The organism is Streptomyces sp. MBT65 (genome assembly GCF_016612545.1).
GTDB lineage: Bacteria > Actinomycetota > Actinomycetes > Streptomycetales > Streptomycetaceae > Streptomyces.
This window is the reverse complement of the sequence record NZ_JAENRY010000154.1, coordinates 1-20,180: the sequence shown is the minus strand read 5'-3', so window position 1 is coordinate 20,180 and position 20,180 is coordinate 1. Positions and strand designations below refer to the sequence as shown.

Genomic DNA, 20,180 nt, shown 5'->3' with positions numbered 1-20,180 from the left:
TTCACCTTCATCGAGAGCTACGGCCGTAGCGCGATCGAGGACCCGATCATGGCGCCCGGCGTCGACGCCACCCTCGCCGCCGACACCAAGGCCCTGTCGAAGGCCGGCTTCGCCGCGAAGAGCGGTTGGCTGACCTCCGCGACCTACGGCGGCAGCAGCTGGCTCGGCCACTCCACCACCATGTCGGGCCTGTGGGTCAGCAACCAGCAGCGCTACCGCACGGTGATGGCCAGCGACCACCTCAGCCTGACCGACGCCTTCAAGAAGACCGGCGCCTTCGACACCGTCGGCGTGATGCCGGGCATCCAGAAGGGCTGGCCCGAGCAGAGCTTCTACGGCCTCGACAAGGTCTACAACGCCTTCCAACTCGGCTACCAGGGACCGAAGTTCAGCTGGTCGACGATGCCCGACCAGTACGCGCTTGAGCAGTTCCAGAAGCAGGTGCACAGCAAGCCGCGCACCGACGGCAAGTCGCTGATGTCCCTGCTGATCCTGACCTCCAGCCACCAGCCCTGGGCCCCGATCCCGAAGCTCGTCCCCTGGGACCAGTTGGGCGACGGTTCGATCTTCGACGCGATCCAGAAGGACGGCAACAAGGCGTCCGACGTCATCGCCAACAGCACCAAGTCCCGCCAGGAGTACGGCAAGTCGATCCAGTACTCGGTGAACTCCCTCACCCAGTGGCTGGAGCGCTACGGCAACGACAACACCGTGCTCGTCTTCCTCGGCGACCACCAGCCGATCGCCCGCGTCAGCGGCAACCACGCCAGCCGTGACGTCCCGATCTCGATCGTCGCCAAGGACCCCAAGGTCCTTGAGAAGATCGACAGTTGGAACTGGAGCGACGGCCTGCGCCCCGCGCACAACGCTCCGGTGTGGAAGATGAGCGACTTCCGCGACAAGTTCCTGACGGCCTACGGCTCGACGCCCCACCCGAAGAAGAACTGAGGCTCAGCTGTAGGAAGTTCAGCCTCCGGACGTGTCCAGTTCCGCGTCCTCGCTGATCCCCGCGCAGTCGTACGGGTCCTTCAGCCAACCGTCCGGCAGCACCACCCTGTTGTTGCCGGACGTACGGCCGCGGGGCCCGTCGGCGCCCGCGGGCCAGGGCTGGTCGAGGTCCAACTCGTCCAGCCCGGACCGGAGTTCGGCGAGCGACGAGGTGATGGCGAGCCGCTTGCGCATCTCGCTGCCGACCGCGAAGCCCTTCAGGTACCAGGCGACGTGCTTACGGAAGTCGATGACGCCCCGCGCCTCGTCCCCGATCCACTCCCCCAACAGCGTCGCGTGCCGCACCATGACATCCGCGACCTCGCGCAACGACGGCTCCAGGACGTCCTGTTCACGCCCCTCGAACGCGGCCACGAGGTCGGCGAACAGCCACGGCCGACCCAGGCACCCACGCCCGACCACGACCCCGTCGCACCCGGTCTCGCGCACCATCCGCAGCGCGTCCTGCGCCGACCAGATGTCGCCGTTGCCGAGCACGGGGATCTCCGGCACATGCTCCTTCAGCCGGGCGATCGCGTCCCAGTCCGCGGTGCCGCCGTAGTGCTGGGCGGCGGTGCGGCCGTGCAGCGCGATGGACGTGACGCCCTCCTCGACGGCGATCCGGCCGGCGTCGAGGAAGGTGATGTGGTCGTCGTCGATGCCCTTGCGCATCTTCATCGTGACCGGCAGGTCCCCGGCCCCGCTGACGGCCTCCTTCAGGATCGCCCGCAGCAGGTTCCGCTTGTACGGCAGCGCGGAGCCGCCGCCCTTGCGGGTGACCTTCGGCACCGGGCAGCCGAAGTTGAGGTCGATGTGGTCGGCGAGCCCCTCCTCCGCGATCATGCGGACGGCCTTGCCGACGGTCGCCGGGTCCACGCCGTACAGCTGGACCGAACGCGGCTTCTCGGTCGCGTCGAAGTGGATCAGCTGCATGGTCTTCTCGTTGCGCTCGACCAGCGCCCGGGTCGTGATCATCTCGCTGACGAACAGGCCCTTACCGCCGCTGAACTCCCTGCACAGGGTGCGGAAGGGCGCGTTGGTGATCCCGGCCATGGGGGCCAGGACGACGGGCGGCGAGACGGTGTGCGGGCCGATCCGCAAAGGCGACACGGCCGGGGACACGGACAGGGACGCGGGCGTGGACATTGCTCCATTGTCCCGCACACCTTCCGGTGCCCGCGCCCGCCCGGGTCCGAAGATCGTGCACCAGTCATTAGTTAGACGCACTATCGAGTTTCGCGTACGATGTTTCGCATGCCCGAGCTCAGCCAACGCCGCCGCATGCTGGTACTCGCGATCTGCTGCATGAGTCTGCTGATCGTGAGCCTGGACGTGACCATCCTGAACGTCGCGCTGCCCGCGATGCAGACCGATCTGCACGCCTCGACCTCCGGCCTCCAGTGGACGATCGACGCGTACACCCTGGTCCTGGCCTCCCTGCTGATGCTGGCCGGCTCCACGGCGGACCGCATCGGCCGCAAGCGGGTCTTCATCGTCGGCCTGGTGGTCTTCAGCCTGGGCTCGCTGCTCTGCTCCGTCGCGCCCGATCTGGACGCGCTGATCTGGTTCCGCATGATCCAGGCGGTCGGTGGTTCGATGCTCAACCCGGTCGCCATGTCGATCATCACCAACACCTTCACCGAGCCGCGCGAGCGGGCCCGGGCGATCGGGGTGTGGGGTGCGGTCGTCGGCATATCGATGGCCGCGGGACCGCTGATCGGCGGGCTGCTCGTGGACTCCGTCGGCTGGCGCTCGATCTTCTGGATCAACCTGCCGGTGGGCGTGGCCGCGCTGCTGCTCACGCTGAAGTTCATCCCCGAGTCCCGCGCGCCCAAGGCCCGCCGTGCGGACCCGGTCGGCCAGCTCATGGTGATCGCCCTGTTCGGCTCCCTGACGTACGCGATCATCGAGGCGCCCTCCTCCGGGTTCACCTCGATCCTGCCCTTCGCGATCCTCGCGCTGGCCGCCCTCGCCGGGCTCCTCTGGTACGAGCCGCGGCGCGACGAACCCCTCATCGACCTGCGCTTCTTCCGTTCGGCGCCGTTCAGTGGGGCGACGGTGATCGCCATCAGCGCGTTCTCGGCGCTGGGGGGCTTCCTGTTCCTGTCCACGCTGTATCTGCAGAACGTGGTCGGGCTGGACGCGCTGCACGCCGGGCTGTGGATGCTGCCGATGGCTGTGCCCACGTTTCTCTGCGCGCCGATATCCGGGCGGCTCGTCGGTAGCCGGGGGCCGCGCATACCCCTTCTGATCGCCGGGTCCGCGATGACCGTGAGTGCGGTGCTGTTCGCCGGGTTCGAGGCGGAGACGTCCAACGTCACGCGGTTCATCGGGTACTTGCTGTTCGGGATCGGGTTCGGGTTCGTGAACGCGCCGATCACGAATACGGCGGTGTCCGGGATGCCGCGTGCCCAGGCGGGGGTTGCGGCGGCCGTTGCTTCCACCAGTCGGCAGTTGGGGCAGACGCTGGGGGTTGCCGTGGTGGGGGCGGTGTTGGCTTCCGGGGTGTCGGCGTCGTCGTACAAGTCGACGTTCGTGTCTGCTGCTCGGCCGGGGTGGTGGATCTTGGTGGTGTGCGGGTTGGCTGTGCTGGTGCTCGGTGTTGTCACCAGCGGGGTTTGGGCGCGCAGGACCGCTGAGCGTACGGCTGAGCAGTTGCAGTCGTTCGAAGTGCGTGAAGCGGCAGGGATCAACGCCTAGTTGAGCGGCTGCGGGTGCGCTGGGGCTGGGTTGCGCCCACGCGGCGGTAGCCGCACATCAGACACAGCCCCGCGCCCCTAAGACCTCGCCTGCGCTATGGCGTACAGGCGCTCCAGCTTCTCCCTCGTCTCCTCGTCCGCCGGGGCGTACGTCACCATCCTCGGGCCCGTCGACGGGCCCAGCCACAGGTCGGTGTGGTCGACGGTGATGCGGCCCACCTGGGTGTTGCGGAACTCCTTGCGGCGGGGGGTGGCGCCCACGACCTCATGGCGGTCCCAGACGTCGCAGAACTCGGGGGACGTGCGCAGCCGTGTGAGCAGGGTCTTCCAGGTCGGGTCGGCGAGGTGGCCCGCCATGGAGCCCCGGAAGCGGGCGGCCATGAGCCGCTGGGTCTTCTCCAGGTGCACGATCGACGACCGCCACTCGTCGTGCGTGTAGGAGAGGACCATGCAGTTGCGGTCCTCGGGCGGCACCGCGTCCATGTCGCAGAGCAGCATCCCGTAGGTGCGGTTGTAGGCGAGGATGTCGTACCGCGCGTTCTGCAGACAGGCCGGGATCGGGTCCAGCTGGTCCAGCATCTCCCGCAGGGCCGGCGTGACGACCGGGCATTCCGTCGCCGGCCGCGGGTCGGCGGCGTCGGCCAGCCTGAAGAGGTGGGCGCGCTCGCTCGGGTCGAGCAGCAGGGTGCGGGCCAGCGCGTCGAGGACCTGGACGGAGACCTGGATGTCCCGGGCCTGTTCGAGCCACGTGTACCAGGTGACCCCGACCGCGGCGAGCTGCGCGATCTCCTCGCGGCGCAGGCCGGGCGTACGGCGCCGGGTGCCGCGCGGCAGGCCGACCTGCTCGGGGGTGATGTGCTCACGGCGGTGGCGCAGGAACGCGGCGAGTTCATGGCGTCGCACCGTCGACTCGGTCTGCGGGGCCACCGCTGTCTCTGTCGCCGTCTCCTGTGCCATGGTCGTCATGTCTCCAGTCTGCCGCCGCGCGGACCCTGTTTCCAGGTAGTCGTTCTACCAGGATAAGGAGACTCTGGTACCAGTCTGCGGAGAGGCGCACGCTGGTCCGCGTGACCGAAACCATCGCTTCCCGCACCGCCAAGTCCCCGGCGGCGGCACCCGTGCTCAGCGGCCTCGGACTGTTCACGGTGCTGCTGGCCGCGGCGCTGCCCCTCATCGACTTCTTCATCGTGAACGTGGCCCTGCCGACCATCGGCAAGGACCTCTCGGCGAGCGAGGCCGTCCTCGAACTCGTCGTCGCCGGCTACGGGGTCTCGTACGCCGTGCTGCTCGTCCTCGGCGGCCGGCTCGGTGACCTGTTCGGGCGCCGTCGGCTGTTCCTGGGCGGGATGGCCGCCTTCGGCGTGACCTCGCTGGCGTGCGGGCTCGCGCCCACCGCCTGGACGCTGGTCGCCGCGCGGATCGCGCAGGGCGCGGCGTCCGCGGCGATGCTCCCGCAGGTGTTGGCCACCATCCAGTCCGCGACCCAGGGCCCGCGCCGCGCCAAGGCGATGGGCCTGTACGGCGCGACCGCGGGCCTCGCCATGGTGGCCGGGCAGATCCTCGGCGGGGTCCTGGTCGCCGCCGACATAGCCGGTACCGGCTGGCGCGCGGTGTTCCTGGTGAACGTGCCGGTCGTCGTCATCGGACTGTTCCTGGCCGCCAAGGTCGTACCGGAGACGCGTTCGCAGCACCCCGAACCGGTGGACGTGCCCGGCACCTTCCTGCTCGCCGCGTCCCTGCTGGCGCTGCTGGTGCCGCTGACCGAGGGCCGGGCGGCGGGCTGGCCGCTGTGGACCTGGCTGTCGCTGGCCGCGTTCCCGGGGATCGCGTCGGCGTTCTACGCGGTGGAGCGCAGGGCGGACCGGCAGGGCCGTACGCCGCTGGTGCCGCCGAGTCTGCTGGCGCTGACCTCGCTCAGGCGCGGGCTGGTGATGATCCTGCCGTTCGGGATGGGCTTCAGCGGGTTCATGTTCGTGATCGCGGTGGCGTTGCAGAGCGGCGCCGGTCTCGGCCCGATCGCGGCGGGCCTCGCGCTGGTCCCGCTGGCGGTGACCTTCTTCCTGGCCTCGCTCGCCGGGCCGCGTCTGGTGACCCGGTACGGCACGCGGATCGTGACGGCCGGTTCGGTCGTCCAGGCGGTGGGCCTGGGCCTGATCGTGCTGGCCGTGTGGCGCTCCTGGCCGCATCTCGGCTTTGTCGAACTGCTCCCGGGCGCGGCCGTCGCCGGTGCCGGGCAGGCGCTCCAACTGCCCATCATCTTCCGGATCATCCTGTCCGAGGTGCCGCCGGCCCGTGCCGGTGTGGGCGCGGGCGTGATGGTCACCACCCAGCAGTCCGCGCTGGCGCTCGGAGTCGCCACGCTCGGCACCCTCTTCCTGTCGCTGGTCCCGGGCATGGGCATGCGGGACGCGCTGGCGATCACCCTGCTCGTACAGCTGGCGGGGGTCGTGCTGACCGGGCTGCTCAGCCTGCGGCTGCCGCGCACGATCGGGTGACATACGGACGGCACCCGGGATGTCATGTTCACAGCTTGGACAACTCGCCGTGAATTGAGCCCCGTTGATGTTGGTCTTGCTGCACACTCCTTGCCGGAGGCGAGACATCATGCTGGAGATCAACAAGAGCAAGGTGAGTCGCTGGGACCAGCACGGACGCGAGCACGTCGTCCGGGTGCTGCGCACCGGCGCGAAGCGCACGATCAGTTGTGACACGTGCGGCTGGAAGAAGAGCGCGCAGTTCCTGCCGTGGCTGAAGGCGGAGGAACATCTGGCCGAGGAGCACCAGGCGACGGTGGATCCGTCGGCGGCGTAGGCGGCGGGCGCGCGGGTCGCCGATGAGTTTCCGGCGCCGCCCGGGTCGTATCTCTCGTAGGCACTGCTACGCCTGCGTCCACGACCGCGACCGGCACCGGAAGGCCCACCGATGAGCGAACTGCGCGAGACCCTGATCCGACAGGTCAAGGACGGGACGCTCCCGGGCGCCGTGGGTCTGGTGGCCCGGGGCGCCGACGTCGAGGTGGTGGCCGTCGGCTCGACGGACGTCGAGGGCACGGCCCCGATGACCCGGGACTCGATCTTCCGTATCGCGTCGATCACCAAGCCGATCATGGCGGCGGCGCTGCTGACGCTGGTGGACGAGGGCCGGATCGGGCTCGACGACCCGGTGGCCGAGTGGCTCCCGGAGCTGGCGAGGCCGATGGTGGTCCGCACGCCCGCGAGTCCCGTCGACGACGTCGTGCCGGCCGAGCGCCCGGTCACCGTGGAGGACCTGCTCAGTTTCCGCGCCGGGTGGGGACTCCCCAGCGACTTCACGCTGCCCGCGGCGGGGGCGCTGTTCGCGGTGCAGGACCACAGCCGCCCCTTCGGGGACTGGCCGGACCCGGACACCTGGCTGGCCCAGCTGGCCCGGGTGCCGATGCTGCACCAGCCGGGCGAGGCCTGGCTGTACGGCACCTCGTCCGCCCTCCAGGGCATCCTGGCGGCCCGGGTGTCGGGCCGCTCGCTGCCCGACTTCCTGGAAGAGCGGATCTTCGAGCCGCTGGGCATGCGGGACACCGCGTTCGAGGTCCCGGCCTCGAAGCGGCACCGCTTCACCTCGTGCTACGCCCCGGCCGAGGACGGCACCCTGCGCCTGACGGACACCCCGGACGGCGACTACAGCCGGCTGCCGCGCTTCCCCTCGGGCGGCGGCGGCCTGGTCTCCACGGCGGACGACTGGCTGGCCTTCGCCCGCATGCTGCTGGCCGGCGGCCAGGGACTCCTCACGCCCACCTCGGTGAGCCGCATGACCACGAACCACCTCACGGCCGCCCAGCGCGAGTCCGCGACCCTCTTCCTGGAGGGCCAGGGCTGGGGCTACGGCGGCCAGGTCGACGTCACCCCCGTCGACCCGTGGAACGTCCCCGGCCGCTACGGCTGGGTCGGCGGCACCGGCACCACGGCCCACATCGTCCCGCTCACCGGCACCATCACGATCCTCCTGACCCAGGCGGGCATGACGAGCCCGGCGGCGACCCGGGTGATGCGGGACTTCTGGCGGTCCACGACGGGGCGCTGAAGCGCGAGGAGTCCCCGTGAACCTCACACTCCGCGGACCCGGCACTCGTACGGCAGCAGCTGCTCGCTCACCGCGAAGCTCACCACCACGGGCCACGAACACCTGCGGATCGCGGCCGGTACGACCTGCTCCCCGACCGTGACCGTCAAGGTCACGTGACCCGGCCGGGGCCCACGCTCAGCCCCGCAGCCCTCGCAGCAACAGGTCCACCAGCGCCCCGAACTCCCCCTCCACGCCCGGCTTCCGCCACTCCCGCGCGTACGCCGGATCGTGGAAGCGGCCGGTGGCCTGGAACACCGCGCGGGCGGCGACGGCCGGGTCCGGGACCGTGAAGGCACCGCTGTCGACGCCCGCCCGGAGGATCGCGGCGAGCTGGTCGGTCAGCTCGTCGATGTGCGCGTTGACCACCTCGCCCGCTTCCTCCGCGAGCACCGAGTACGTGGCGAACAGCTCGGGATCGCCGACCGCCTTCTTCCGCTTGGCCTCGAACAGCCCCTCCAGCCAGTCCCGCACCCGGGCCTGCGGATCGCGGTCCTCCGTCACGAAGCGGGACAGCGTCTGCGACGTACGGTCCAGCCAGCGCTGGGTGACCGCCTCCCGCAGCGCCGCCTTCGTACGGAAGTGCCGGTAGACGGTGCCATGGCTGACGCCGAGCGCGCGGGCCACGTCCACCACGGTGGCTTTCGCCGGGCCGTGGCGGCGCAGCACCTCCTCGGTCGCTTCGAGGATGCGCTCGGCGGTCAGGGTCTCGCTCGCTGCCATGACGAAGACCGTACCCGCAGACGGGATCAGTGCTCGCTGTCGAGGTGCGCCATCGCCTCGGCGGGGTAGCGCTCACCGAGCGCCGAGTCCGCCGGTACGGCCGCCTCGATCGCGGCCAGGTCCGCCGCGTCCAGTACGACGTCCAGCGCGCCCAGCGACTCCGTCAGCCGCTCCCGGGTCCGCGCGCCGATCAGCGGCACGATGTCCTCGCCCCGCGACAGCACCCAGGCGATGGCGAGCTGCGCGACGGAGACGCCCTTCTGCTCGGCGAGCTTCCGCAACTGCTCGACCAGGCCGAGGTTGTGCTGGAGGTTGTCGCCCTGGAAGCGCGGCGAGTACGCCCGGTAGTCGCTCGCGCCGAGCTGCCGGTCGGCGGCGAAGTGCCCGGAGATCAGCCCCCGGGACAGCACGCCGTACGCGGTGACGGAGATGCCCAGCTCACGGGTGGTCGGCAGGATGCGGTCCTCGATACCGCGGGTGATCAGCGCGTACTCCAGCTGCACATCCGCGATCGGCGCGGTCGCGGCGGCCCGGCGGATCGTGTCGGCGCCCACCTCGCTGAGGCCGATGTGCCGGACGTAGCCCTGCTCGACCAGTTCGGCGATCGCGCCGACCGTCTCCTCGATCGGTACGTCGGGGTCGACCCGGGCGATCCGGTACACGTCGATGTGGTCGACGCCGAGGCGTTGCAGCGAGTACGCGGCGAAGTTCTTCACCGCGGCGGGCCGGCCGTCGTAGCCGCTCCAGCCGCCGTCCGGGCCGCGCAGCGCCCCGAACTTCACGCTGGTGAGCGCCTGTTCGCGGCGGGCGGCGGGGGCGGCGCGCAGGGCCTCGCCGATCAGCATCTCGTTGTGGCCCATGGCGTAGAAGTCGCCGGTGTCGAGGAGCGTCACGCCCGCTTCGAGGGCGGCGTGGATGGTGGCGATGGACTCGCCCCGGTCCGCTTCGCCGTACAGCGCGGACATGCCCATGCAGCCGAGGCCGAGGGCGGCGACCTGGGGACCGGTGGTGCCGAGAGTGCGTGTGGGAATCGTCATGTCCGCCATCTTGGCATGACAGCTGACAGATTTCAATATCTGTCATTCCATACTTGTCAGCGTGATCGCGTGGTACAGACCTCTTGACGAAAGGTCTGGACCACGCGCAATGTCATGCCTACGACACCTCACCGCACCCCCACCGGGAGGCCCGTATGCTCCGCCGTGCCCTGTGCCTGCTCGCCGCCGCCCTGACGACGGCCGGCCTCGCCCAACTCCCCGTCGCCGGGGCCGCTTCCGCCGCCGACACCTGCGCCGTCAAGTCCCGCCCGGCCGGCAAGGTCCTCCAGGGCTACTGGGAGAACTGGGACGGCTCCGCCAACGGCGTCCACCCGCCCTTCGGCTGGACCCCGATCACCAACTCCGCGATCGCCGCGCACGGTTACAACGTGATCAACGCGGCGTTCCCCGTCATCCGCTCCGACGGCACCGCGCTGTGGGAGGACGGCATGGACGCGGGCGTGAAGGTGGCCACGCCCGCGGAGATGTGCGCGGCGAAGGCCTCCGGCCAGACGATCCTGATGTCGATCGGCGGCGCGGCCGCGGGCATCGACCTCAGCTCGACCACCGTGGCGAACAAGTTCGTGGCGACGATCGTGCCGATCCTGAAGAAGTACAACTTCGACGGCATCGACATAGACATCGAGACGGGCCTGGTGGGCAGCGGAAACATCACCCAACTCTCCACGTCCCAGGCCAACTTGATCCGCATCATCGACGGCGTCCTGGCCCAGATGCCGGCCAGCTTCGGCCTGACGATGGCCCCGGAGACCGCGTACGTCACCGGCGGCAGCATCACGTACGGCTCGATCTGGGGCGCGTACCTCCCGATCGTGAAGAAGTACGCGGACAACGGCCGCCTGTGGTGGCTCAACATGCAGTACTACAACGGCAGCATGTACGGCTGCTCCGGCGACTCGTACTCCGCGGGCACCGTCGCGGGCTTCACCGCCCAGACCGACTGCCTCAACAAGGGCCTGGTCGTGCAGGGTACGACGATCAAGGTCCCGTACGACAAGCAGGTCCCGGGCCTGCCCGCCCAGTCGGGCGCGGGCGGCGGTTACATGACCCCGTCCCTCGTCTCCCAGGCCTGGCGCCACTACGGCACGTCCCTCAAGGGCCTGATGACCTGGTCGCTCAACTGGGACGGCTCGAAGAACTGGACGTTCGGCGACAACGTCAAGGCCCTGCAAGGCCGTTGAGCACCATGGGCGGGCACTGAGAAAGGCGCCGGACGGGCAACTTCAGCCCGTCCGGCGCCTTTCAAGCACAGGCCCACACATTCAGCCCGTCCGGCGCCCTTCAACCACAGGCCCACACATTCAGCCCGTCCGGCGCCCTTCAACCACAGGCCCACACACTCAGCCCGTCCGGCGTTTGAGGACGAGGCCCCTTCAGGGCCGATGGGGGTCTGGGGGCGGAGCCCCCGGAAGGGCGCCCCCAACAGACCTACGCGCCGACGAGACGCCCCGCGAGGTAACCCTCGATCTGGTCGAGAGACACCCGCTCCTGCTTCATGGAGTCCCGCTCGCGCACCGTCACCGCGTTGTCCTCAAGCGTGTCGAAGTCGACCGTCACGCAGTACGGCGTACCGATCTCGTCCTGACGACGGTAACGACGGCCGATCGCACCCGCGTCGTCGAACTCGATGTTCCAGTTCTGACGAAGCGCCGCCGCGAGGCCCTTGGCCTTCGGGGACAGCTCGGGGTTGCGGGACAGCGGAAGCACCGCCACCTTCACCGGGGCGAGCCGGTGGTCCAGCCGCAGCACCGTCCGCTTCTCCAACTTGCCCTTGGCGTTGGGCGCTTCGTCCTCGACATACGCGTCGAGCAGGAACGCCAGCATCGCGCGGCCGACACCCGCGGCGGGCTCGATGACGTACGGCGTCCAGCGCTCCTGGGCCTCCTGGTCGAAGAAGGAGAGGTCCTGGCCGGAGGCCTTGGAGTGGGCGTTCAGGTCGAAGTCGGTGCGGTTGGCGACACCTTCCAGCTCGCCCCACTCGTTGCCGCCGAACTGGAAGCGGTACTCGATGTCAGCGGTGCGCTTGGAGTAGTGGGAGAGCTTCTCCTTGGGGTGGTCGTACCACCGCATGTTCTCCTCGCGCAGGCCCAGGCCGGTGTACCAGTTCCAGCGCTGCTCCATCCAGTACTCCTGCCACTTCTCGTCCTCGCCCGGCTTGACGAAGAACTCCATCTCCATCTGCTCGAACTCGCGGGTCCGGAAGATGAAGTTGCCGGGCGTGATCTCGTTGCGGAAGGACTTGCCCATCTGCGCGATGCCGAACGGCGGCTTGCGGCGCGAAGTGGTCTGCACCTGGGCGAAGTTGGTGAAGATGCCCTGGGCGGTCTCGGGGCGCAGATAGGCGACGGAGCCGGTGTCCTGCGTCGGACCCAGGTGGGTGGAGAGCAGGCCGGAGAACTCCTTGGGCTCGGTGAACTGGCCCTTGTTGCCGCAGTTGGGGCAGTTGATGTCGGCGAGGCCCTTCTCGGGGGCGCGGCCGTGCTTGGCCTCGTACGCCTCCTCCAGGTGGTCCGCGCGGAACCGCTTGTGACACGCGGTGCACTCGGTCAACGGGTCCGAGAAAGTGGCGACATGGCCGGAGGCGACCCACACCTCGGGGGCCAGGATCACGGACGAGTCGATACCGACCACGTCCTCGCGCGACGTCACCATGTAGCGCCACCACTGGCGCTTCAGGTTCTCCTTGAGCTCGACACCCAGTGGCCCGTAGTCCCAAGCGGCGCGCTGGCCGCCGTAGATCTCACTACTGGGGAATACGAAGCCACGGCGCTTGCTCAGGCTGACGATGGTGTCGATCTTGTCGGCGGCCACGGTGCTCTCTTCATGACGAATGGACGGCAGCGAATGCCTCAGGTTACCGGCGCCTCCCGCCCCCGTATCAAATCGGTTCTCTACCCGCAGCTTGTTGACAACGGTTTCCATGTCAGTTGAAAATGACTGTCATGAACGTACGACGACGCCACATATCCGCGATAGCCGTCGCGGCCACGACCGCCCTCGGTCTCGGGACCCTCTCCGCCTGCTCGACCGACACGGCAGCCGCGGCCAACACGGACAAGTTCGACGTCGTCGCGGCGTTCTACCCGCTGCAGTACCTCGCCGAGCAGATCGGCGGCGACCACGTCCATGTGACCAGCCTGACCAAGCCCGGCCAGGAGCCGCACGACCTGGAGATCAGCGCGCGGCAGACCGCCGCGCTCCAGGAGTCCGACGCGGTGCTCTACCTCAAGAACCTCCAGCCGGCCGTCGACGACGCGGTGAGCCAGTCCGAGCTCAAGACGAAGATCGACGCGGCCTCCCTGACCACGCTGGAGAAGCACGGCAACGAGGTCGGCGGGCACGCGGCCTCGCACGACACCTCCGAGAACGACGAGCTGGCCGGCCTCGACCCGCACATCTGGCTCGACCCGGTGCGCTACGCCCAGGTCGCCGAGGGCGTCGGCAAGGCCTTCGAGAAGGCCGACCCGAAGAACGCGGCCGACTACAGGACCAACACCGCCGTCCTGGTCAAGAAACTGGGCGCGCTCGACACCGAGTTCAAGACCGGCCTCGCGAACACGAAGACCAAGGTGTTCATCACCACGCACGCCGCCTTCGGCTACCTCGCCGAGCGCTACGGCCTCACCGAGGAGGCCATCAACGGCCTCGACCCCGAGTCGGAGCCCAGTGCCGAGCGTGTGAAGGACCTTGAGAAGATGGCCAAGGCCGACGGCGTCACCACCGTGTTCTACGAGACGCTCGTCAGCGACAAGACCGCGAAGACCATCGCCGCCGACGCGAACCTCAAGACCGACGTCCTCGACCCCATCGAGGGCATCACCGCCAAGTCCCGCGGCAAGGACTACTTCTCGGTCCAGCAGGCCAACCTCAAGGCCTTGCAGACCGCGCTGGGCGCCAAATGACCGTTACGGAGGACGACATGGGCGCATTGCCCGAACCCGTCATATCGCTGCGCGGTGTCCGCGCCGAGCTGGGTTCGCGCCCCGTCCTGCGCGGCATCGACCTCACCGTGCGGCGCGGTGAGGTCGTCGCGCTGCTCGGCGCCAACGGCTCCGGCAAGTCGACCGCGATCCGCACGATCATCGGCCAAGTCCCGTTGTCCGCAGGGGAGATCGAGCTGTTCGGCACCCCGCGCCGCGCCTTCAAGGACTGGCGGCGCGTGGGCTACGTACCGCAGCGCACGACGGCCGCGGGCGGGGTGCCCGCCACCGTCACCGAGATCGTCGCCTCCGGCCGCCTCTCCCGCGCCCGCTTCGGCCTGCTGCGCAAGGCGGACCACGACGCCGTACGACACGCCCTGGAACTGGTCGGCATGGCGGACCGCGCCAAGGACTCGGTCAACGCGCTCTCCGGCGGCCAGCACCAACGCGTGCTGATCGCCCGCGCGTTGGCCGCCGAACCCGAACTCCTCATCATGGACGAGCCGATGGCGGGCGTGGACCTGGCCAGCCAGGCGGTCCTGGCGGACACCCTGACCCGCCAAGTCGCCGAAGGCGCGACGGTGTTGCTCGTCCTGCACGAACTCGGCGCGCTGGAGCCCCTGATCGACCGGGCCGTCGTCCTGCGCGACGGCTGCGTCCAGCACGACGGCCCGCCGCCCCGCGCGCTGGGCCAGCACGCGCTGCCCGGCCACGACCACGTACACCCGCACCAGCCGCTTCACACAGGACTGCTGAGCTGATGGACCTCCTCGACTACGCCTTCATGCAGCGGGCGCTCATCGCCGCCGTCCTCGTCGGCATCACCGCCCCCGCGATCGGCATCTACCTCGTCCAGCGCCGCCAGCCCCTCATGGGCGACGGCATCGGCCACGTCGCGATGACCGGCGTCGGCCTCGGCTTCCTGCTGAACGCCTCCCCCGTATGGATGGCCACCGCCGTCTCCGCCCTCGGCTCGGTCCTCATGGAACTGATCCGCTGGTACGGCAAGACCCGCGGCGACATCGCCCTCGCGATGCTCTTCTACGGCGGGATGGCGGGCGGCGTGATGTTCGTGAACCTCGCGCCCGGCGGCTCGAACGCCAACCTGAGCTCGTACCTCTTCGGCTCGCTCTCCACGGTCTCGCAGTCCGACGTCACGGCGATCGGCATCCTGGCCGCGTTCGTGATCGTGGTCACCCTGGGGCTACGACGGCAGCTCTTCGCCGTCAACCACGACGAGGAGTTCGCGCGGGTCACCGGCCTGCCCGTGCGCGCCCTGAACCTGCTCACGGCGGTCACCGCGGCCGTCACGGTCACCGTCGCGATGCGGGTCGTCGGCCTGATCCTGGTCTCCGCGCTGATGGTGGTGCCGGTCGCCGCAGCCCAGCAGCTCACCCGCAGTTTCGGGGCGACCCTGGCGATCGCGGGCGTGATCGGCGTGACCGTGACGGTCAGCGGCACCGTGACCTCGTACTACCAGGACGTCCCGCCCGGCGCGACGATCGTGCTCCTGACGATCGCCGCGTTCATCGTGCTGACTGCGCTGGCGGCCCCGCTGGCGAGGCGCCGGGCCCGGGCCGCGGCCGCCGCGCGACCCGCCGGGGACCCGGTGGAGTGCGCGATTCCAGCCACACGGGGGGCCGCCGACGAGGTCGGCGTCTGACCACGCACAGCCCGGGCTGGCACAATGGCTCGGCAAAGTGCAGACGTGAGGAGACAACGGTGACGACGGCCGGCCCGCCCGTAAAGGGACGATCCACCCGCCAGCGTGCCGCCGTGTCGGCGGCGCTCAACGAGGTGGACGAGTTCCGCAGCGCCCAGGAACTCCACGACATGCTCAAGCACAAGGGCGACTCGGTCGGACTGACCACGGTCTACCGCACCCTCCAGTCCCTCGCCGACGCCGGCGAGGTCGACGTCCTGCGCACGTCGGAAGGCGAGTCGGTCTACCGCCGCTGCTCCACCGGCGACCATCACCACCACCTCGTCTGCCGAGTCTGCGGCAAGGCGGTGGAGGTGGAGGGGCCGGCCGTCGAGAAGTGGGCGGAGGCGATCGCGGCGGAGCACGGGTATGTGAACGTGGCGCACACGGTGGAGATCTTCGGCACGTGTGCGGAGTGCGCCGCGGGTTGACCGGTTGTTGTGCGGGTTCGTCGGCGTGGGCGTCTCTGGGGGCTGCCACCCCCAGACCCCCGCTTCGGCCCCGAAAGGGCCTCGTCCTCAAACGCCGGACGGGCTGAAGGTGACCGCCCGTTACTCGGTACCGCGCATCTCCTTCTCCATCTCCAGGAGCTTCTCGTTGGGGACCGCGCCGCCGAACCGACGGTCCCGCTGGGCGAATTCGACGCACGCTCGCCAGAGGTCGCGGCGGTCGAAGTCCGGCCACAGGACGTCCTGGAAGACCATCTCGGCGTAGGCGCTCTGCCAGATCAGGTAGTTGGAGGTGCGCTGCTCCCCGCTGGGGCGGAGGAAGAGGTCGACCTCGGGCATGTCCGGGTAGTACATGTACTTGGCGAAGGTCTTCTCGTCGACCTTGGCCGGGTCGAGGCGGCCCGCCTGTACATCCTCGGCCAACGCCTTTGCCGCGTCGGCGATTTCGGCCCGTCCGCCGTAGTTCATGCAGAAGTACAGGGTGAGCGCGTCGTTGTCCTTGGTCTGCTCCTGCGCGACCTGCAACTCCTTGGCCACCGACCGCCACAGCTTGGGCATCCGGCCCACCCACCGCACCCGGATGCCGAGTTCGTCGAGGGTGTCGCGGGTCTTGCGGATGAAGTCGCGGTTGAAGTTCATGAGGAAGCGCACCTCGTCGGGCGACCGCTTCCAGTTCTCGGTGGAGAAGGCGTACAGCGAGATCGCGCCGACGCCCATCTCGACGCCGCCCTGCAACACGTCCAACACCCGCTCGGCGCCGACCTTGTGGCCCTCGGTGCGCGGCAGCCCGCGCTCCTTCGCCCATCGCCCGTTGCCGTCCATGACGATCGCGACGTGCTTCGGGATCAGCTCACCGGGCAGCTTCGGCGCACGGGCCCCGGAGGGGTGCGGCTCCGGCGTCTTGTACTCGCGCCGCTGGCGCCCCAGAATCCCGCGTACGACCATGACGTTCTCGTTCCTCTGTTCTCTGAACCTCGGTGCTTACGACTTCTCTACGTACCGCAGCGAGCGGAGCCCGCGTTCCAGATGCCAGTGCAGATAGGCGGAGACCAGCCCGCTGCCCTCCCGCACATGCCGCGCCTCGCACGCGTCCGCCGTCTCCCAGTCTCCCGTGAGCAGCGCACCGAGCAGATCCAGGGCCTGCGGTGAGGGTACGACGCTCCCGGCCACCCGGCAGTCGCCGCAGACGACCCCGCCCGACGCCACCGAGAAGAACCGGTTGGGCCCGGCCATCCCGCACTTCGCACAGTCCCCGAAGCTCGGGGCGTACCCGTTGACGGCGAGCGACCGCAGCAGGAACGCGTCGAGAATCAGATGCGGCGCGTGCTCCCCGCCGGCCAGCGTCCGCAGCCCGCCCACGAGCAGCAGATACTGCTGTACGGCGGGCTCGCCCTCGTGGTCGGTGAAGCGCTCGGCGGTCTCCAGCATGGCCGTACCGGCGGTGTACCGCGCGTAGTCGGCGACGATCCCGCCACCGTACGGAGCGATGGTCTCGCTCTGTGTGCACAACGGCAGCCCGCGCCCGACGAGTTCGCTGCCCCGCGCGAAGAACTGCACGTCCACATGCGAGAAGGGTTCCAGCCGGGCGCCGAACTTCGACTTGGTCCGCCGCACCCCGCGCGCCACCGCCCGCACCCGCCCGTGCCCCCGGGTGAGCAGGGTGATGATCCGGTCCGCCTCACCGAGCTTCTGGGTCCGCAGGACAACGCCGTCGTCCCGGAAGAGACTCATCCGGCACCCCCGCGGGTTTCCTGCCGGGGGTACGGGGGCCGCCCCCCGGGAGACCGCGGCATGATCCGGTCCGCCTCACCCGGCTTCTGGGTGCGCAGCACGATGCCGTCGTCGCGGAACAGACTCATGGGGCCCATTGTCCCCTACGGCCCGGTGGCCCTACGCCGTTCCGGGGCACCGCTTCCTCAAGGCACCTCGCCGCGGCTGCGGGCGTTCGCGTACGCGGTCGCCGCGCTCAGCCGCTCGGCCGGGGTCGCGTCCCGCACGGCGGCCGGCTCGACGTCCCACTCCCGTCCGCCGCCGTACGGGCGCAGTTGAACATAAGGCCCCTCATGCCCCATGACGATGCCGACTCTCCCCGTACCGGTGTCCATGGCGACCGATCCGACCGGCGGTTTCATCGGCGGCTCCATCGCTCTCCTCGCACCCGAATCCGCAATTCCATCAAGGTGTCCTTCGCCTCCGAGCAGTGTGCCCACACCTGGCTCCCCTCCCTTTTCGAGTTTCACGCTTCTTAACTCGAGGGAGCCCCCGCACCCCTACACTCGGCAGGAGTCTGTCGACCACAAGTGGGGTGCGGACCAGGGGGGTTGGCCATGGCCAACGGTTCACGGCAGACGGCTCGGAAGGTCGGCGAAGTCGAGCCGGGACGGTGGCGGGACGTTTATCGGCCAGTTCGAACAGGCCATTCGGAAAACGTCGGAGAGAGCGGCGGCACGGAGATCAGAGCGGATTGATACGGGCCTTGAGCAAACAGAACTCATTGCCTTCGGGGTCGGCGAGGACGTGCCACTGTTCTTCCCCGGTCTGACCGATGTCGGCGAAACGCGCGCCGAGCTTCAGCAGGCGTTCGAGCTCGGCGGCCTGATCGCGGTCGGTGGGGTTGACGTCGATGTGCAGCCGGGACTTGCCCGGTTCCGGCTCGTCCCGGCGGCTGAAGAAGAGCGTCGGATGCGGACCGCCGAACCCCTCGGGCGTCCCGATCTCCGCCCACTCGCCCTCCTCGCTCTCCAGCAGGACGAAGCCGAGAACCTCGCACCAGAACCGCGCCAGCGCCTGGGGGTCCCGACAACCGAGCACGAGCTCACCGATACGACACGCCACAACAGCCTCCTAGCTGTGAAAAGAACCTGGCGAACGTACCGGAGGAGGTGGGCGCGGGCGAACTGTTTTCCTACCCCACCGAGACCAGCCCCGCCTCATAGGCCAGGATCACCAACTGGACCCGGTCCCGCGCGTCCAGCTTGGTGAAGAGGCGGGTCAGATAGGTCTTCGCCGTGGCCACGCTGATGCACAGCTCGGCCGCGATCTCCGTGTTGGACAGCCCTGAGCCGACCAGCGTCAGCACTTCGCGTTCCCGCTCCGTGATGCGCGTCAACTCCCGTGGGATCCGGGCCGGTTCGGGGCGGGACGACGCGAAGTCACGGATCAGGCGCCGGGTCACGCTCGGGGCGATCAGGGCGTCCCCGGCGGCTACCACCCGTACCGCGCCGATGATGTCGTCCAGGGCCATGTCCTTGACCAGGAAGCCGGACGCGCCCGCGCGCAACGCGCCGTAGACGTGATCGTCGTCGTCGAAGGTCGTGAGGACGAGAACCCGCGCCGGCACCGCACCCGCCGACGAACTCTCCGCGATCGCCCGCGTGGCCTCGATGCCGTCCATCCCCGGCATGCGGAGGTCCATCACCACGACGTCCGGGGCGAGTTGGGCCGTCAGCCGTACCGCCTCGGCCCCGGTGCCCGCCTCCCCGACGACCTCCATGTCGTCGAGGTCGGCCATCACCATCCGCAGTGCCGTACGGATGAGTTGCTGGTCGTCGGCGAGGAGCACCCGGACGGACCCGCTCATCGAACGACCGCCGCCGGTACCGGAAGCCGGACCGCGACCCGGAAACCACCCTCGGGACGCGGCGCCGCCGCGAACTCCCCGTGCAGCAGCGCCACTCGCTCCCGCATGCCCGCCAGCCCGAACCCGGTGTCGGTGGCCGTCCCGCGCCCGTGCCCGTCGTCGGTCACCTCCACCGCGAGTTCGTCGTCGCGGTAGTCGAGGGTGACCCGGCACGCACGCGTCCCCGCGTGCCGTACGACGTTGGTGACGGACTCCTGGACGATGCGGAACGCCGACAGGTCGATGTCGGGCGGGAGTTGACGCGGCTCACCGCGCCGCCGCACCTCGACCCGGACCCCGGCCGCCGTGGTCGTCGCGGCGAGCCGGTCGAGGTCACCGAGCCCGGCGGACAGGACGGACCTCTCGTCGGCGGCCCGCAGCGCGACGAGCATGCGGCGCAGCCCGGCGAGCGTCTCGCGCCCCTCGGCCTCCACGGCCCGCATCGCCTGCCGCGCGGCCTCCGGCTGGGTCGTGGTGACCCGGGCGGCCGCGCCCGCCTGGAGGGCGATGATGCCGATGCTGTGGGCCACGGTGTCGTGCATCTCCCGTGCGATACGCAGCCGTTCGGCGGTGACGGCAGGCGGAGGGGGCGGCCGAGACCGGCCCGGGTGAGTTCGTAGCCGGGCAGCACGGCGACGGCCAGAGCGAGGGCGGTGAGACTCCGGCGGCGGGAGCGACCGGCGGCGATCCAGCCCACGGCAATGTCGATCGCCGCACAGTGGACGAGGCCGATCGTCAACGCGTCCAGGCCCAGCGTCACGGCGTACGTCCCCACCACCAGCAGCCCGACCCCCGACAGCGGGCGCCGGCGCAGCACCACGCATCCGGCCAGGGCGAGAACACTGCCCGACACGATGACCACCCAGTCGCCGGGCATGGGCGGGAGGGGGTCGGTCGGCATGTGGGGCAGATGAAAGAAGGCCCGAAC

At 69.7% G+C, this 20,180-nt stretch carries 24 protein-coding genes; 11 read left to right on the top strand and 13 right to left on the bottom strand.

All coding sequences use genetic code 11. The features are described from left to right. Positions 1–948, top strand: a 948-nt coding sequence (locus JHN63_RS30510) for a sulfatase-like hydrolase/transferase (RefSeq protein ID WP_200686687.1), incomplete at its 5' end; no start/stop codon positions are given. 18 nt (positions 949–966) lie between these two features. Here the strand turns inward: JHN63_RS30510 and dusB are convergent. Beyond that, entirely contained in the window at positions 967–2,133 is a 1,167-nt protein-coding gene (gene dusB / locus JHN63_RS30505) for a tRNA dihydrouridine synthase DusB (RefSeq protein ID WP_200686685.1), read from the bottom strand. A 108-nt stretch (positions 2,134–2,241) separates the two neighbouring features. On the opposite strand from dusB, the gene JHN63_RS30500 reads away from it, so the two are divergent. Further along, positions 2,242–3,687, top strand: a complete 1,446-nt coding sequence (locus JHN63_RS30500; RefSeq protein WP_200686683.1) for an MFS transporter — start codon at positions 2,242–2,244, stop codon at positions 3,685–3,687. A 77-nt stretch (positions 3,688–3,764) separates the two neighbouring features. On the opposite strand, the gene JHN63_RS30495 is transcribed toward JHN63_RS30500, so the two are convergent. Further along, positions 3,765–4,652, bottom strand: coding sequence for a helix-turn-helix transcriptional regulator (locus JHN63_RS30495; RefSeq protein WP_200686681.1), 888 nt, complete (start codon positions 4,650–4,652; stop codon positions 3,765–3,767). A 101-nt stretch (positions 4,653–4,753) separates the two neighbouring features. Here JHN63_RS30495 and JHN63_RS30490 point away from each other — a divergent pair, with 101 nt between their 5' ends. From JHN63_RS30490 to JHN63_RS30480, 3 genes are all read left to right on the top strand, one after another. Then, positions 4,754–6,181 carry an MFS transporter gene (locus tag JHN63_RS30490; RefSeq protein WP_200686679.1) on the top strand — a complete coding sequence of 476 codons (1,428 nt, stop codon included), beginning with the start codon at positions 4,754–4,756 and terminating at the stop codon, positions 6,179–6,181. A 109-nt stretch (positions 6,182–6,290) separates the two neighbouring features. Next, on the top strand, positions 6,291–6,497 hold the full coding sequence (locus JHN63_RS30485) for a hypothetical protein (RefSeq protein WP_200686677.1): 207 nt from the start codon (positions 6,291–6,293) through the stop codon (positions 6,495–6,497). A gap of 111 nt (positions 6,498–6,608) precedes the next feature. Then, a complete protein-coding gene (locus JHN63_RS30480; RefSeq protein ID WP_200686675.1) occupies positions 6,609–7,742 on the top strand; it encodes a serine hydrolase in 1,134 nt (377 codons plus the stop codon). A gap of 23 nt (positions 7,743–7,765) precedes the next feature. Here the strand turns inward: JHN63_RS30480 and JHN63_RS54020 are convergent, their stop codons facing one another. From JHN63_RS54020 to JHN63_RS30470, 3 genes are read right to left on the bottom strand one after another with little or no spacing between them, the layout of a single operon-like run. Beyond that, entirely contained in the window at positions 7,766–7,897 is a 132-nt protein-coding gene (locus JHN63_RS54020; RefSeq protein WP_267953822.1) for a hypothetical protein, read from the bottom strand. A gap of 22 nt (positions 7,898–7,919) precedes the next feature. Next, positions 7,920–8,504 (bottom strand): TetR family transcriptional regulator, encoded by a 585-nt coding sequence (locus JHN63_RS30475; protein ID WP_200686673.1) that lies wholly within the window; start codon positions 8,502–8,504, stop codon positions 7,920–7,922. A gap of 26 nt (positions 8,505–8,530) precedes the next feature. Then, positions 8,531–9,541, bottom strand: a complete 1,011-nt coding sequence (locus tag JHN63_RS30470) for an aldo/keto reductase (RefSeq protein WP_200686671.1) — start codon at positions 9,539–9,541, stop codon at positions 8,531–8,533. Positions 9,542–9,696: 155 nt separating this feature from the next. Between JHN63_RS30470 and JHN63_RS30465 the strand changes: the two genes are divergently transcribed. Beyond that, positions 9,697–10,743, top strand: a complete 1,047-nt coding sequence (locus tag JHN63_RS30465) for a chitinase (protein ID WP_200686669.1) — start codon at positions 9,697–9,699, stop codon at positions 10,741–10,743. Positions 10,744–10,990: 247 nt separating this feature from the next. On the opposite strand, the gene JHN63_RS30460 is transcribed toward JHN63_RS30465, so the two are convergent. After that, positions 10,991–12,373, bottom strand: coding sequence for a glycine--tRNA ligase (locus JHN63_RS30460; protein WP_200686667.1), 1,383 nt, complete (start codon positions 12,371–12,373; stop codon positions 10,991–10,993). Positions 12,374–12,504: 131 nt separating this feature from the next. Here JHN63_RS30460 and JHN63_RS30455 point away from each other — a divergent pair, with 131 nt between their 5' ends. From JHN63_RS30455 to JHN63_RS30440, 4 genes are read left to right on the top strand one after another with little or no spacing between them, the layout of a single operon-like run. After that, a complete protein-coding gene (locus tag JHN63_RS30455) occupies positions 12,505–13,464 on the top strand; it encodes a metal ABC transporter substrate-binding protein (protein WP_200686665.1) in 960 nt (319 codons plus the stop codon). Between the two features lie 17 nt (positions 13,465–13,481). Beyond that, positions 13,482–14,243: a metal ABC transporter ATP-binding protein gene (locus JHN63_RS30450; protein WP_200686663.1), complete on the top strand. Its 762-nt coding sequence runs from the start codon at positions 13,482–13,484 to the stop codon at positions 14,241–14,243. Further along, the gene (locus tag JHN63_RS30445; protein ID WP_200686661.1) at positions 14,243–15,145 is read left to right on the top strand and encodes a metal ABC transporter permease; all 903 of its coding nucleotides are present in this window, start codon (positions 14,243–14,245) and stop codon (positions 15,143–15,145) included. Before JHN63_RS30450 ends, JHN63_RS30445 begins: the two co-directional genes overlap by 1 nt. Before the next feature lie 59 nt (positions 15,146–15,204). Next, positions 15,205–15,615 carry a Fur family transcriptional regulator gene (locus tag JHN63_RS30440; protein ID WP_200686659.1) on the top strand — a complete coding sequence of 137 codons (411 nt, stop codon included), beginning with the start codon at positions 15,205–15,207 and terminating at the stop codon, positions 15,613–15,615. A 120-nt stretch (positions 15,616–15,735) separates the two neighbouring features. On the opposite strand, the gene JHN63_RS30435 is transcribed toward JHN63_RS30440, so the two are convergent. The 7 genes from JHN63_RS30435 to JHN63_RS54385 form a co-directional block, all read right to left on the bottom strand. Further along, positions 15,736–16,578 (bottom strand): isoprenyl transferase, encoded by an 843-nt coding sequence (locus tag JHN63_RS30435; protein WP_200686657.1) that lies wholly within the window; start codon positions 16,576–16,578, stop codon positions 15,736–15,738. Positions 16,579–16,614: 36 nt separating this feature from the next. After that, a complete protein-coding gene (gene recO, locus JHN63_RS30430) occupies positions 16,615–17,364 on the bottom strand; it encodes a DNA repair protein RecO (RefSeq protein WP_200686656.1) in 750 nt (249 codons plus the stop codon). Then, positions 17,361–17,492, bottom strand: a complete 132-nt coding sequence (locus JHN63_RS53145; RefSeq protein ID WP_234477957.1) for a recombination protein O N-terminal domain-containing protein — start codon at positions 17,490–17,492, stop codon at positions 17,361–17,363. The genes recO and JHN63_RS53145 overlap by 4 nt, the downstream gene beginning before the upstream one ends. A gap of 57 nt (positions 17,493–17,549) precedes the next feature. Further along, entirely contained in the window at positions 17,550–17,765 is a 216-nt protein-coding gene (locus JHN63_RS30420) for a hypothetical protein (RefSeq protein ID WP_200686654.1), read from the bottom strand. A 322-nt stretch (positions 17,766–18,087) separates the two neighbouring features. Further along, positions 18,088–18,468, bottom strand: a complete 381-nt coding sequence (locus JHN63_RS30415; RefSeq protein ID WP_200686652.1) for a VOC family protein — start codon at positions 18,466–18,468, stop codon at positions 18,088–18,090. A gap of 70 nt (positions 18,469–18,538) precedes the next feature. After that, positions 18,539–19,213 carry a response regulator transcription factor gene (locus JHN63_RS30410; RefSeq protein WP_200686650.1) on the bottom strand — a complete coding sequence of 225 codons (675 nt, stop codon included), beginning with the start codon at positions 19,211–19,213 and terminating at the stop codon, positions 18,539–18,541. Continuing rightward, on the bottom strand, positions 19,210–19,794 hold the full coding sequence (locus tag JHN63_RS54385; RefSeq protein WP_307782016.1) for a histidine kinase: 585 nt from the start codon (positions 19,792–19,794) through the stop codon (positions 19,210–19,212). Before JHN63_RS54385 ends, JHN63_RS30410 begins: the two co-directional genes overlap by 4 nt. 159 nt (positions 19,795–19,953) lie before the next feature. On the opposite strand from JHN63_RS54385, the gene JHN63_RS54380 reads away from it, so the two are divergent. Next, the gene (locus JHN63_RS54380; protein ID WP_307782015.1) at positions 19,954–20,166 is read left to right on the top strand and encodes a hypothetical protein; all 213 of its coding nucleotides are present in this window, start codon (positions 19,954–19,956) and stop codon (positions 20,164–20,166) included. The last annotated feature ends 14 nt before the right edge of the window (positions 20,167–20,180 follow it).

Excerpts from the sequence above, each read along its gene's own strand:
- JHN63_RS30455 (WP_200686665.1), top strand. The coding sequence starts at position 12,505 with ATGAACGTACGACGACGCCACATATCCGCGATAGCCGTCGCGGCCACG.
- JHN63_RS30410 (WP_200686650.1), bottom strand. The coding sequence starts at position 19,213 with ATGAGCGGGTCCGTCCGGGTGCTCCTCGCCGACGACCAGCAACTCATC.
- JHN63_RS30475 (WP_200686673.1), bottom strand. The coding sequence starts at position 8,504 with ATGGCAGCGAGCGAGACCCTGACCGCCGAGCGCATCCTCGAAGCGACC.
- JHN63_RS30480 (WP_200686675.1), top strand. The coding sequence starts at position 6,609 with ATGAGCGAACTGCGCGAGACCCTGATCCGACAGGTCAAGGACGGGACG.
- recO (WP_200686656.1), bottom strand. The coding sequence starts at position 17,364 with ATGAGTCTCTTCCGGGACGACGGCGTTGTCCTGCGGACCCAGAAGCTC.
- JHN63_RS30420 (WP_200686654.1), bottom strand. The coding sequence starts at position 17,765 with ATGAAACCGCCGGTCGGATCGGTCGCCATGGACACCGGTACGGGGAGA.
- JHN63_RS54385 (WP_307782016.1), bottom strand. The coding sequence starts at position 19,794 with ATGCACGACACCGTGGCCCACAGCATCGGCATCATCGCCCTCCAGGCG.
- JHN63_RS53145 (WP_234477957.1), bottom strand. The coding sequence starts at position 17,492 with ATGAGTCTGTTCCGCGACGACGGCATCGTGCTGCGCACCCAGAAGCCG.
- JHN63_RS30435 (WP_200686657.1), bottom strand. The coding sequence starts at position 16,578 with ATGGTCGTACGCGGGATTCTGGGGCGCCAGCGGCGCGAGTACAAGACG.
- JHN63_RS30465 (WP_200686669.1), top strand. The coding sequence starts at position 9,697 with ATGCTCCGCCGTGCCCTGTGCCTGCTCGCCGCCGCCCTGACGACGGCC.
- JHN63_RS30450 (WP_200686663.1), top strand. The coding sequence starts at position 13,482 with ATGGGCGCATTGCCCGAACCCGTCATATCGCTGCGCGGTGTCCGCGCC.
- JHN63_RS30445 (WP_200686661.1), top strand. The coding sequence starts at position 14,243 with ATGGACCTCCTCGACTACGCCTTCATGCAGCGGGCGCTCATCGCCGCC.
- JHN63_RS54380 (WP_307782015.1), top strand. The coding sequence starts at position 19,954 with ATGTCGATCGCCGCACAGTGGACGAGGCCGATCGTCAACGCGTCCAGG.
- JHN63_RS30500 (WP_200686683.1), top strand. The coding sequence starts at position 2,242 with ATGCCCGAGCTCAGCCAACGCCGCCGCATGCTGGTACTCGCGATCTGC.
- dusB (WP_200686685.1), bottom strand. The coding sequence starts at position 2,133 with ATGTCCACGCCCGCGTCCCTGTCCGTGTCCCCGGCCGTGTCGCCTTTG.
- JHN63_RS30495 (WP_200686681.1), bottom strand. The coding sequence starts at position 4,652 with ATGACGACCATGGCACAGGAGACGGCGACAGAGACAGCGGTGGCCCCG.
- JHN63_RS30470 (WP_200686671.1), bottom strand. The coding sequence starts at position 9,541 with ATGACGATTCCCACACGCACTCTCGGCACCACCGGTCCCCAGGTCGCC.
- JHN63_RS30485 (WP_200686677.1), top strand. The coding sequence starts at position 6,291 with ATGCTGGAGATCAACAAGAGCAAGGTGAGTCGCTGGGACCAGCACGGA.